Annotated in this window: 12 protein-coding genes and 1 tRNA gene; 8 read left to right on the top strand and 5 right to left on the bottom strand. The window is 61.9% G+C overall.

Annotated elements, in window-relative coordinates:
• Positions 1 to 4: 4 nt before the first annotated feature.
• Positions 5 to 988: an L-threonylcarbamoyladenylate synthase gene (locus tag ACMYR2_RS16115; protein ID WP_347263455.1), complete on the bottom strand. Its 984-nt coding sequence runs from the start codon at positions 986 to 988 to the stop codon at positions 5 to 7.
• Positions 989 to 1,048: 60 nt separating this feature from the next.
• On the opposite strand from ACMYR2_RS16115, the gene ACMYR2_RS16110 reads away from it, so the two are divergent.
• Positions 1,049 to 1,125 (top strand) — tRNA-Pro (locus tag ACMYR2_RS16110).
• 194 nt (positions 1,126 to 1,319) lie between these two features.
• Here the strand turns inward: ACMYR2_RS16110 and ACMYR2_RS16105 are convergent.
• Positions 1,320 to 2,285 (bottom strand): LysR family transcriptional regulator, encoded by a 966-nt coding sequence (locus tag ACMYR2_RS16105; RefSeq protein ID WP_347263454.1) that lies wholly within the window; start codon positions 2,283 to 2,285, stop codon positions 1,320 to 1,322.
• A 128-nt stretch (positions 2,286 to 2,413) separates the two neighbouring features.
• On the opposite strand from ACMYR2_RS16105, the gene ACMYR2_RS16100 reads away from it, so the two are divergent.
• The 4 genes from ACMYR2_RS16100 (at position 2,414) to ACMYR2_RS16085 (ending at position 6,360) form a co-directional block, all read left to right on the top strand.
• The gene (locus tag ACMYR2_RS16100; RefSeq protein ID WP_347263453.1) at positions 2,414 to 3,451 is read left to right on the top strand and encodes a class 1 fructose-bisphosphatase; all 1,038 of its coding nucleotides are present in this window, start codon (positions 2,414 to 2,416) and stop codon (positions 3,449 to 3,451) included.
• A gap of 12 nt (positions 3,452 to 3,463) precedes the next feature.
• A complete protein-coding gene (locus ACMYR2_RS16095) occupies positions 3,464 to 4,336 on the top strand; it encodes a phosphoribulokinase (protein WP_011315892.1) in 873 nt (290 codons plus the stop codon).
• A 121-nt stretch (positions 4,337 to 4,457) separates the two neighbouring features.
• Positions 4,458 to 5,543, top strand: a complete 1,086-nt coding sequence (fba, locus tag ACMYR2_RS16090; protein ID WP_011315891.1) for a class II fructose-bisphosphate aldolase — start codon at positions 4,458 to 4,460, stop codon at positions 5,541 to 5,543.
• Between the two features lie 556 nt (positions 5,544 to 6,099).
• The gene (locus ACMYR2_RS16085) at positions 6,100 to 6,360 is read left to right on the top strand and encodes a hypothetical protein (RefSeq protein ID WP_416193292.1); all 261 of its coding nucleotides are present in this window, start codon (positions 6,100 to 6,102) and stop codon (positions 6,358 to 6,360) included.
• Between the two features lie 131 nt (positions 6,361 to 6,491).
• On the opposite strand, the gene ACMYR2_RS16080 is transcribed toward ACMYR2_RS16085, so the two are convergent.
• Positions 6,492 to 7,193, bottom strand: coding sequence for a DUF1013 domain-containing protein (locus ACMYR2_RS16080; RefSeq protein WP_347264776.1), 702 nt, complete (start codon positions 7,191 to 7,193; stop codon positions 6,492 to 6,494).
• Positions 7,194 to 7,425: 232 nt separating this feature from the next.
• Between ACMYR2_RS16080 and ispH the strand changes: the two genes are divergently transcribed.
• From ispH to rnhA, 3 genes are all read left to right on the top strand, one after another.
• Positions 7,426 to 8,388, top strand: coding sequence for a 4-hydroxy-3-methylbut-2-enyl diphosphate reductase (gene ispH, locus ACMYR2_RS16075; protein WP_347264775.1), 963 nt, complete (start codon positions 7,426 to 7,428; stop codon positions 8,386 to 8,388).
• Positions 8,389 to 8,901: 513 nt separating this feature from the next.
• Positions 8,902 to 9,882 carry a homoserine kinase gene (locus ACMYR2_RS16070; RefSeq protein WP_347264774.1) on the top strand — a complete coding sequence of 327 codons (981 nt, stop codon included), beginning with the start codon at positions 8,902 to 8,904 and terminating at the stop codon, positions 9,880 to 9,882.
• Positions 9,879 to 10,334 (top strand): ribonuclease HI, encoded by a 456-nt coding sequence (rnhA, locus tag ACMYR2_RS16065; protein WP_347264773.1) that lies wholly within the window; start codon positions 9,879 to 9,881, stop codon positions 10,332 to 10,334. The genes ACMYR2_RS16070 and rnhA overlap by 4 nt, the downstream gene beginning before the upstream one ends.
• A 144-nt stretch (positions 10,335 to 10,478) precedes the next feature.
• On the opposite strand, the gene ACMYR2_RS16060 is transcribed toward rnhA, so the two are convergent.
• Together ACMYR2_RS16060 and ACMYR2_RS16055 are read right to left on the bottom strand one after the other, a co-directional pair.
• Complete coding sequence (locus tag ACMYR2_RS16060; protein ID WP_347264772.1) at positions 10,479 to 10,964, bottom strand: peroxiredoxin; 486 nt, start codon at positions 10,962 to 10,964, stop codon at positions 10,479 to 10,481.
• 131 nt (positions 10,965 to 11,095) lie between these two features.
• A complete protein-coding gene (locus tag ACMYR2_RS16055) occupies positions 11,096 to 11,659 on the bottom strand; it encodes a DUF924 family protein (protein WP_347264779.1) in 564 nt (187 codons plus the stop codon).
• Between the last annotated feature and the right edge of the window lie 79 nt (positions 11,660 to 11,738).

The raw sequence follows: 11,738 nt of genomic DNA, 5'->3' as shown, positions 1-11,738 counted from the left end.
TCCATCAGCCTTTCGGCGCGGCGGCACGGCGCAACCGGTCGTTGATCGCTTCCCCGAGCCCGTCCTCGGGAATCGGCGTGACCGCGATGGTCGGCGCGCCGCTGGCGTCGAGGGCGCGAAGGCAACCGAACAGATTGGCCGCTGCCTCCTTCAGATCACCGCGTTCGGACAGATTCATCACAGTAGTCGCAGTGCCGATGCCCGGCGGATCGGCTCGCCCGAAGGCCAGCAGCGCCTCGCCGGGCGCAAGGTTCGCGGCATTGAGCCGCACCCTGGCGTGCGGCGCGTAATGCGAGGCCAGCATTCCGGGCGCCTGCGGTCGTCCATCGGTCGCGCCGGGATCGGGCGAGACCAATGGGCCGCCCAGCACGCGTTCGATATCGGCGCGTGAAATCCCGCCGGGCCGCAACAGCGCCGGCCGATCGAAACAGCCGACGATGGTGGACTCAATGCCGACGTCGACCGGTCCGCCGTCGACGATGAGGTCGATCCGGCCTTCGAGATCATGCCGCACATGCGCTGCCGTGGTCGGAGAAACATGGCCCGACCGGTTGGCGGACGGCGCGACGACCGCGCCGCCGAACCCGCGCAGGATATCCCGCGCCACCAGGTGGGCGGGAACCCGCAGCGCGATGGTATCGAGGCCGGCGGTGGCGAGATCAGCCACCGGACAGTTCGCGCCTTTCGGCAGCACCAGCGTCAGCGGGCCCGGCCAGAACGCATCGGCGAGCGCGAGCGCGGCTGCGTTGAACCGGGCGATCCGTTGGGCCGCGGCAACATCGCTGACATGCACGATCAGCGGGTTGAAGGCGGGCCTGCCCTTGGCCCGGTAGAGCCGTGCGATCGCCTCCGCGTTGGCGGCGTCGGCGCCCAGGCCGTAAACGGTCTCGGTGGGAAACGCGACGAGCCCGCCATTTCGAAGCACCCGCGTCGCCGCCGCCGCCGTCTCGCCGGCCTGTTGAATCTTCGTTGTGAGGTCGACAGTCATGGAGTTCTCGATTCAGCTTCTTGCGGTGCGCGCAACCCGACGCTATAAGCCGCGTCTTGTCGGAGTGTGGCTCAGCCCGGTAGAGCACTGCGTTCGGGACGCAGGGGTCGCAGGTTCAAATCCTGCCACTCCGACCATTATTTCAATGACTTATAATTTCGATGCGCCCGGCGCGCAACGCAACGCGCGACGAGTCGGCGCTCATGCATCGACACTCATGCGGGGCTTTTGCCGCGTGATGGGCGGGCTTGAGGGATCACGAGCGTCGACCCGACGCCTTTTGCGTCAATATCCCGCGATGGTTGCCGACGCGTCAGCGTGGCGGGGCCGTTCACCCGACCGGCGCGGACCGCGGATCAGCGCCGCCGCGGCCGAGCGGCGCCTGCGGCAGGAACTGCTTGCCGTTCGCGACCAGGAAATCCAGCATTTCCTGCGCCGGAGGCAGCAGCACCTTGTCTTTCTTCCGGACGACGAACCATTGCCGGATGATCGGAAGACCGGTGATGTCGAGCGTGATCATCCGGCCTTCCTTAAGTTCGACGGCCACGGTATGCGCCGAGATGAAAGCGATCCCGAGACCGGCGATGACCGCCTGCTTGATGGTCTCGTTGCTGCTCATCTCCATGCCGATCTGCGGCTCGAGATTGCTCTTCTCAAAAAACTGTTCCATGAGAAATCTCGTGCCCGAGCCCGGCTTGCGGGAAAGGAACTTTTCGTGCGCCAGATCGACCGCCGTAAGTCCGGACGCGTTCGCCAGCCGGTGTCCCGCCGGCGCGATGACGACGTGCGGATGATCGCCGATCAGATGCGTGTCCAGTTCGATATCGGGAGGCGGGTGGCCCATGATCGCAAGATCGAGCGCGTAGCCGCGCAAGGCCTGGCGGATGTCCTGGCGGTTGACGATCGTCAGGCTGATGTCCATCCCCGGATGAAGCTTCGAAAAGGCGGAAATCGCAAAGGGGACAAAATACTTTGCCGTACTGACCGCGCCGATCGATATGCGTCCGCCGGTTCGGCCGGTGATCATGTCGAGCGACGTCGCGCAACTGTCAATCGCGGCTTCGATGCGCTCGAAAAGCGTATACAGTTCCTGTCCGGCAGGCGTGAGGGTCATGCCCTCGCTGGTTCGCTGAAGCAGGGGCAGCCCGCAAAGCTGCTGAAGATTCCGCAGTTGCAGCGTGACCGCGGGTTGAGTCAAATGCAGTTTGTTTGCGGCGGCGGTGACGCTGCCGCCGGCCGCGACCGATGCCAGGGCACGAAGCTGCCGGATAGTTACGTCGCGAAGCTTCGTGATCATATAAGGAAAATTTTGCGGCTATGAAGGATATTGAAATTGTACTTATTACATGCAACGAGTCAATTCTCGCGATGCTCTGGAAAGCGGCAAATCGGCTGTTTGGAGATTGCGGCCGAGGGGGAGTCTGAATGAGTCAAGAGCTGACACTGCAGGAAAGGATGGACGGCGAGGGGGGATCGGATCCGCTTCGCCAGGCAGTGAAGGGGGCGGTAGCTGCGCTTGCGCAGGCTGCGATCGATATTTCTGATCTGACTTGCCGCGGCGCGTTGGCCGGGATCACCGGACAGGCACAGGGCCGCAACACCGACGGGGATGTTCAGAAGGATCTGGATGTTCGCGCCGATCAAATTATCCGCGACGCTCTCGGCAAGCTGCCGATCGCAGCGCTGGCCTCCGAGGAAATGGAGGCGCTGGATATTTTGAATCCGGGCGCGCCGATCTGCGTCGCATTCGATCCGCTGGACGGTTCATCGAACATCAATACGAACATGTCGGTGGGTACGATTTTTTCGATCATGCCGACGCCCTCCGATGTGAACGCCGCCTTCAGGCAGGCCGGAAGCGCGCAACTCGCGGCCGGTTTCGTTGTCTATGGTCCGCAGACCTCTCTTGTTCTCACGCTCGGGCAGGGAGTCGACATCTTCACGCTTGACCGGGTCGACAGGGTGTTCAAGCTCACCGGATCGGCGGTGAAGATTCCGCCGGAAGCCACCGAATTCGCGATCAACGCATCGAACAGGCGGCACTGGGATTTGCCGGTTCGCGCCTATATCGACGAGTGTCTCGCGGGAGCCGACGGCGCCGGCGGCAAGAATTACAACATGCGCTGGATCGGCTCGCTGGTCGCGGAGGCGTTCCGCATCCTCATTCGCGGCGGCATCTTCCTTTATCCGGGAGACGCCCGCGACGGTTACGAGGAAGGCCGCCTGCGCCTGGTCTACGAGGCGCACCCGATGGCTTTCATCGTCGAGCAGGCGGGAGGCGGCGCTTCGACCGGACGGAAGCGGGTTCTCGATCTCGTTCCCGGCAGCCTGCACCAGCGAGTTCCGCTGATCATGGGGTCGATCAAGAACGTCCAGCGGCTCGAACATTTGCATACGGTGCCCGATGGCGCTCTGGAAGCGAATGCGCCGTTGTTCGGGAATCGCGGTCTGTTTCGCGTTTAAGGGGCTGATATCGTGTCGAGGAAACATCCTATCATATCAATTACGGGTTCGTCGGGCGCTGGCACGACCTCCGTCAAGCGGACCTTCGAGCAGATTTTCCGTCGCGAGAAGGTCGTTGCGGCCTACATCGAGGGCGACGCCTTTCACCGGTACAATCGCGCCGAGATGCGTACCCGCATGGCCGAGGAATCCGACAAGGGTAACAGGCACTTCAGCCATTTCAGCCCGGAAACCAACCTGTTCGCTGAGCTCGAGTCGGTGTTCCGCAGCTACGGCGAGACCGGAACCGGCACCACGCGATATTATGTCCATGACGATACGGAATCGGCGCTGCACGGTGTGCCGCCCGGCACGTTCACGGACTGGCAGCCGCTGCCGGAGAATTCGGACCTGCTGTTCTACGAGGGCCTTCACGGGGCCGTCGTCACCGACAAGGTGAATGTCGCGCAATACGCGGATCTCAAGATCGGCGTGGTTCCCGTGATCAATCTCGAATGGATCCAGAAGCTGCACCGCGACCGTAGCGCGCGCGGCTATTCCACCGAGGCCGTGACCGACACCATCCTTCGGCGCATGCCGGATTATGTCAATTATATCTGTCCCCAGTTCGCGGAGACGGACATCAATTTCCAGCGCGTGCCGACGGTGGACACGTCAAATCCGTTCATCGCCCGGTGGATACCGACGCCCGACGAGTCGATGGTCGTCATTCGCCTCAAGAATCCGAAAGGCATCGATTTTCCATATTTGCTGTCCATGATCCCGAACAGCTTCATGTCGCGCGCCAACTCCATCGTCATCCACGGGTCCAAGCTGGATCTCGCGATGCAGTTGATCCTGACGCCGCTGATCCTTCAACTCATCGAGCGAAAGAGGCGCGCATGAGGGGAATGATCGCCTGTCCGAAATCGTCAGCCCCGATGGCGTCAGGAGGGGACGTGGCCAAGAATACGATCGCGTCAAACGCGATATCTTTTCACGATAGCCAGATGGGGAGGGAACCGACATGGCGCGCATAACTTTGAGACAGTTGTTGGATCACGCCGCGGAACACGGCTACGGCGTGCCGGCGTTCAACATCAACAATATGGAGCAGGGGCTTGCCATCATGGAGGCGGCGGCCGCCGTCGACGCTCCGGTCATTCTCCAGGCCTCCAGGGGCGCGCGCTCCTACGCCAACGACATCATGCTGGCGAACATGATCGACGCGCTGGACCAGATGTATCCGCACATTCCGTTGTGCATGCATCAGGATCACGGCAACGAGGAAGCGACCTGCGCCACCGCGATCAAATATGGCTTCACCTCGGTGATGATGGACGGTTCGCTCAAGGCCGACGCCAAGAGCGCGGCGGACTACGAGTATAACGTCGACATCACCCGCCGCGTCGTCGACATGGCGCACTGGGTCGGCGCCTCGGTGGAAGGCGAACTGGGCGTGCTCGGTTCGCTCGAGCATGGCGGCGGCGAGCAGGAGGACGGACACGGCATCGAAGGGCCTGTCAGCCACGATCAGTTGCTCACCGATCCGGACCAGGCCGTTGATTTCGTTCGCGCCACCAAGGTTGACGCGCTGGCGATCGCCATGGGCACCTCGCACGGCGCCTACAAGTTCTCGCGCAAGCCGGACGGCGACATTCTCGCCATGAAGGTGGTCGAGGAAATCCATCGTCGCCTTCCCAATACGCATCTGGTGATGCACGGCTCGTCCTCGGTGCCGCAGCATCTGCAGGATGAGTTCAACAAGTACGGCGGCGAGATGCCGCAGACCTGGGGCGTGCCGGTCGAGGAGATCGTTCGCGGCATCAAGCATGGCGTCCGCAAGGTCAATATCGACACCGACTGCCGGCTGGCCATGACCGCGGTATTCCGGAAAGTCGCGGCCAGCAACAAAAGCGAGTTCGATCCGCGCAAATTCCTGAAACCCGCGATGGATGCGATGCGCGACCTCTGCCGCGAGCGTTTCGAGCAGTTCGGTACGGCCGGAAATGCCTCGAAGATCAAGGTGATCCCATTGGCTGAAATGGCCAAGCTCTACCGCGCCGGCAAGCTTGATCCGCGTATCGGTGAAACAGCCGTCGCTGCCGAGTGACGGCCATAGCGTTTTCGAGCGAGGTGGAATCCGGTTCGCATGAAGAAAGCGCGTAAAACAATCTGGAGCTTCGCTTCTGATTCAATCAGAAGCGAAGCTCCAGGGTCTGATGCGGCCCGGTTTCCGGCTTGATCGCCGGGAGGCCGGTCACCGCAACCTCGGCTACACCACCGTCTCATGCGGTGACCGCTCGTTCCGAGAGGCTGGCCTGCCTCTCGTGACATCAGAGCATGATCCGTTCAGGTTGAATCGGACCATGCTCTAGAAATTATTGTCTGGTCGCATTTTCTTACGGCGAACCGGTATCCACTTCGCCGGAAAATGCTCTAAACCATCCGGTTCGAACTGGGACGATTCATCCTCCCGATCGTCCAGCCCCGGATGTACTGCTCCGTCGTCTTGCATGGCGACGGAGCCTTTCTCCCGGCAGTCCTTAAAGAGCTTCTGCGATCCCGCGGGCGGCCGCAGCACTGCGGCGGTCAGACGTTCGCGACGGACTTACAATCCCCGCAATTGGGTCAGAACAGTTGCTTCGAGCCTCGCTTTTGAACGGATCATGGGATCGATGACATTCACGGGCCGTGCCGCCATCGTCGTCACTGTGCTGTCGCTGGGCGGATGCGCCAATCTGGAGCGGCACCATCCGAACGCTGTGTCCCAGGGTGATGACGATGCGTATTGTCAGACGCATGGCGGGCCGCAGGGATCGGCGGCCTACACCGCATGCCGCAAGAATCGCGACGTGGCCGCCACGCGATCGGATCGGATGGAGCGCTCCCACCGCGACCTCGCCGAGCGGATGCTGAACGGGCAGTAGCGGCATTCAGCGGCGCGCCTGTTCCGACGGCCGGTCGTGAAAGCGAGTCCGATAAGTCGCGTCGTCCGGATCAGGATCGCTGAGGTCTCCGGGGCGCGGAAATGCGCCCGGGACTGGCAGATTTCGACGCCTTACTCGTTGTCCTCATCCTCGGCCTTCTTGCCGCCGATGGTCTTCAGCTTGGCGAATACGGCGTCGACGTTGAGATCGTCCTGCTGCTTCTCGCCAGGTTCGAACTCGCTATCCTTGCGCGTGGTCTCGGACGCTGGCAACAGGGTGGCGCCGCCATACTGCTGATCGGTCGGCTTTTCCTTGGCGGCGCGCTGCACCTCGAAGTCGAGTTCGATCTGCGAGCAAAGGCCCAGCGTCACCGGATCCATCGGTGTCAGGGTCGAGGCGTTCCAATGGGTGCGGTCGCGCACCGCGGCGATCGTGGTCTTGGTGGTGCCGACCAGACGCATGATCTGTGCGTCCTTCAACTCCGGATGATTGCGCACGAGCCAGAGGATCGCGCTCGGCCGCTCGTGGCGGCGTGACACCGGGGTGTAGCGGGGGCCCTTTTTCTTGGCTGCCGGGGGCAGCACCACCCGGCTCTCGCTCAGCTTCAGCCGGTAATCCGGGTCTTTCTCGCCTTTCTCGATTTCGTCGCGGGTGAGTTGGCCGGTGGAGATCGGGTCCATGCCCTTGATGCCCTGGGCGGCGTCGCCGTCGGCGATGGCGCGGACTTCCAGGGGATGCATCTTGGTGAAGTCGGCGACCTGATCGAACGACAGCGCGGTATTGTCGACGAGCCACACGGCAGTCGCTTTGGGCATCAGCGGTGCATTGCTCATGGCAAATCTCCTTTGCGCTTTGCCCACCCCTCAGGGCAAAGCCTTTTGGTCATCGACGATGACGGGAATTGGGGTCTATATATGCTGCCGGGGGTCGGCCGCGCAATGGTTTGCTCCGTCGAACCTCCGGCTTGGGGAGCCTGTCTTGACAGCGCCCGAAAGCCGTCCAAAGTCACAATTATTGGCCGTTCCCGCCCTGCCGGTGTGGGGTGATTCGGTCCCGGATCGCCTCATGAATGCTAAACCGAATCTCAAAATCGTGCTCTGCTCGCCCCGCGGCTTCTGCGCCGGGGTCGTCAGGGCGATCGACACCGTGGAACGTGCGCTGACGCTGTATGGCGCCCCGGTCTATGTGCGTCACGAAATCGTCCATAATCGCTATGTCGTGGACAGCCTTCGCGCCAAGGGAGCGATCTTCGTCGAGGAACTGGCGGAGATTCCCGACGACACCACGGCGCCGGTGGTTTTCTCCGCCCATGGCGTGCCGAAATCGGTTCCCGCGGATGCTCAGCGGCGCAATTTCTTTTCGCTCGACGCCACCTGTCCCCTGGTGACCAAGGTTCACCGCGAGGCGGCGATCCATTTCAAGCGCGGCCACGAGATTCTGCTGATCGGGCATTCCCATCACCCGGAAGTCGTCGGCACCGTCGGGCAGTTGCCGGCGGGTGCGGTGACCCTGATCGAGACCGCCGAGGATGCCGAGAACTTCACGCCGAAGGATGCCGATAATCTGGCGTTCGTGACCCAGACCACGCTGTCCATCGATGATACCGCCGAGATCGTGGCGGTGCTGAAGCAACGCTTCCCGAACATCCATGGGCCGCACAAGGAAGACATCTGTTACGCCACCACCAATCGCCAGCTGGCCGTCAAGAAGGTCGCGCCGGTGGTAGACGCGCTGATCGTGGTCGGAGCGCCGAATTCCTCCAACTCGCAGCGGCTGCGTGAGGTTGCCGAGCGCGAGGGGTGCAAGGTGTCCGTGCTTGCGCAACGCGCCAGCGATCTCGATTGGAGCATGTTCGAGGGGATCAAAAGCCTCGGCATCACGGCGGGCGCGTCGGCGCCTGAAGTCATCGTCGAGGAAATCATGGATGCATTCGCGGCGCGCTATGAACTTGAAGTGGAGACGGTCTCGGCCGCGGAAGAAAACGAGTTCTTCCCGCTGCCCCGCTCGCTGCGGCCTGACGCCGCCTAGATCACGATGGTTTTGGATCGAATCGATCCAAAACCATAAACGTGATCGATTCTAATATTTTAGAGCGGGATGCGGGCGGAAAACCGCTACACACTTTTCCTCATCCCGCTCTAGTGTCCCGTATCCGAAGCTCGTCTCATTTTGCAGCATCCTCCTTAGCGAACTTCGGATTCGAAAGGACACTATAGCGTTTTCGAGCGAAGTGGAGACCGGTTCGCGTGAAGAAAACGCGTTAAATCAAGATCATAGAGCCTTGCTTCTGATTCCATCAGAAGCGAAAAGGCTCTAGCAACTCTATGAATCTAGTGTGGCTTAGGTTCAGAAGTTCGCGTGAAGGACTCGCAGGAAAAATGAAGCGAACTTCTGAACCGCCACACTAAAGCACTTTCGCTTCTGATTGAATGAGAAGCGAAGCTCTGGATTGTTGTTTTGACGCGTTTCCTTCACGCGAACAGGTCATCCGCTTCGCGCGAGAACGCGATCGCTCTGCCATGACCGGAACGGGGATATGAGATGGCGGTCTACACCGACGTCGCCGCCGAGGAGCTTGCGGATTTTCTGAAAGCCTACGATATCGGCGAGGTGCTGTCCTACAAGGGCATCGCCGAGGGCGTCGAGAACTCCAACTATCTGCTGCACACCACCTCCGGATCGTTTTTCCTGACGCTCTACGAAAAGCGCGTCGCCATCGACGACCTGCCGTTCTTTCTCGGCTTGATGGGTCATCTGGCGGCGCATGGCATCGTGTGTCCGCAGCCGGTCAAGGCCAGAAACGGCGAAACCCTTGGCCGCCTCGCGGGGCGTCCGGCCGCCATCATCGATTTTCTCGAGGGCGTGTGGCCACGGAAGCCGAACGTCGCTCATTGCGCCGCGGTCGGCGCCGCGCTGGCGAAGCTGCATCTCGCCGGCCGTGATTTCTCCATGAAGCGCGCCAACGCGCTGTCGGTATCGAGTTGGCGGCCGCTGTTCGAGCAGGCCGGCGCTTGCGCCGATACCGTGCAGCCGGGTTTGCACGATTTTCTCAAGGCTGAACTCGACCACCTGGAGGCGCGCTGGCCGCGGGAGCTGCCTGGCGGAGTGATCCATGCCGACCTGTTTCCTGACAATGTGCTGTTTCTCGGCGACAGGCTCTCGGGGCTGATCGATTTCTATTTCGCGTGCCATGATTTCTTCGCCTATGACGTCGCGATCTGCCTCAACGCATGGTGTTTCGAGCCGGATCATGCCTTCAACGTCACCAAGGCGCAGGCGCTGCTTGGCGCCTACCATCGGGAACGGGCGCTCTCGGAAGCCGAACAGGCGGCGCTGCCGTTGCTTGCGCGGGGGGCCGCGCTGCGGTTCCTGCTGACGCGGCTGGTCGATTTTCTCAACGTGCCCGCGGGCGCGCTGGTGAAGCCGAAAGATCCGCTTGAATATGTTCGCAAGCTGCGCTTCCAGCAGCGGGTCGGCGGCGTCCGTGATTACGGCGTCGCGGCATTGGGGCCGGTGGCGTGAGTTCGCCCGCGCTTCCGCATGTCACGATTTTCACCGACGGCGCCTGCTCCGGCAATCCGGGTCCCGGCGGCTGGGGCGCGATCCTGCGTTTCGGCGACATCGAGAAAGAGCTGAAGGGCGGCGAACCGCATACCACCAACAACCGGATGGAACTGCTGGCGGCGATCTCGGCGCTGGAGGCGCTGAAGCGCCCGGCGCTTGTCGATCTCACCACCGACAGTCAGTACGTGCGGCAGGGCATCACCGCTTGGATTCACGGCTGGAAACGCAATGGCTGGCGCACGGCCGACAGGAAGCCGGTGAAGAACGTGGACCTCTGGCAACGGCTCGACGCGGCGTTGCAGCCGCATCAGGTGCGCTGGCACTGGATCAAGGGTCACGATGGCCATAGCGAGAACGAACGCGCCGATCAGCTTGCGCGCGAAGGCGTGGCGATGGCGCGGTTGAAGTGATTCTTACCTCTCTCCTTGCGGGTGAGGGCGCGCGTTCGTCCTCACCTGTACCCCTCACCCGGCTCGCATCCCACGATGCTCGCCACCCTCTCCCGCAAGGGGAGAGGGAAGAAGGAGGTCATCACGCTCCGTGAAATTCTTTTCTCACAACTGCCCGAGCAGCTTGTCGCCGCCGGAGACCTCGACCTTGCCGGGTGAGTCCTCGACGTTCAGCGTTTTCACCACGCCGTCCTCGACCAGCATGGAATAGCGCTTGGAACGGATGCCGAGCCCTTTCTCGGAACCGTCGAACGTCATGTCGATGGCTTTCGCGAATTCGCCGTTGCCATCCGCAAGAAAGGTGGCCTCGTTTCGCTGGTCGGTGTCGCGCTTCCACGCGTTCATCACGAACACGTCGTTGACGGAGACGATGGCGATCTCGCTCACGCCCTTGCCCTTGATGGCGATGGCGCTGGCGAAAATGCTCGGAAGATGTTGCTTGTGGCAGGTGCCGGTATAGGCGCCGGGCACCGCGAACAATGCGACCTTTTTGCTTTTGAAGATATCGTTGGTGCTTTTTGTCTGAACGCCGTCCTCGGTCATGATGCGGAAGGTCGCGTCGGGCAGGCGGTCGCCAACTTTGATGGTCATCGTGAGATCTCCTGGACTGGCGGTGTGCGTGGAGGGACGAGCATACAGTATTCCACAGTCGCGAAACGGCAATCGTCGCGTGTTCGCGGAACTGTCGTCAAAGAGCCTCCCGGCGAAGCGCGGCTGAAAAGCTACCCGGCGAATCCGCCTGCGTCGAGAAACGCCTGCTCGTCCGCGTTCGTCGTGCGCCCGAGCACAAGGTTGCGATGGGGAAAACGGCCGAACCGGCGAATGATGTCGGCGTGGATCTCCGCGAATTTGAGGTTCTCGGGCCGGCCGCGGGTGCGAAACAGCTCAATGCAACGGTCTTGATCCGCCAGCCGTTCCGAATGCATGAAGGGCACATAGAGGAATTCGACAAGGTCGGGCTCTATGCGCGTGTCGGCGCCACGGGCGATGGCGCGCTCGGCTACGGTCAACGCCTGGCCGTCGGTCGAGAAGGTCCGGGCGTCGCTGCGGAACATGTTGCGCGGAAACTGGTCGAGCACGATGACGAGCGCCAGCGCGCCGTCGTCGGTCTTCTCCCATTCCGCGAGTTCGCCCGCGCGGGCGGCGTCCCAAAGCTGAAGAAAGCGACGGCGCACCTCAACGTCGAATGGGTTGTTCTTTGTGTACCACTTGCTTGGGCCTGCGGCGCGCCAGAAAGCGAGAACATCGGCGGGAGAAGGGAGGGGCGTACTGTCGGATTTCATCATGCCACGCTTTGCTGTCGTCGTCGTCCACGTATGTGAGGACAACTTTTCCATAAGAAAGTTTCAGTTGGGCAGGGCCGTC

The organism is Nitrobacter sp. TKz-YC01 (assembly GCF_047824785.1).
GTDB lineage: Bacteria > Pseudomonadota > Alphaproteobacteria > Rhizobiales > Xanthobacteraceae > Nitrobacter.
This window is presented reverse-complemented; position numbering and strand designations above follow the sequence as displayed.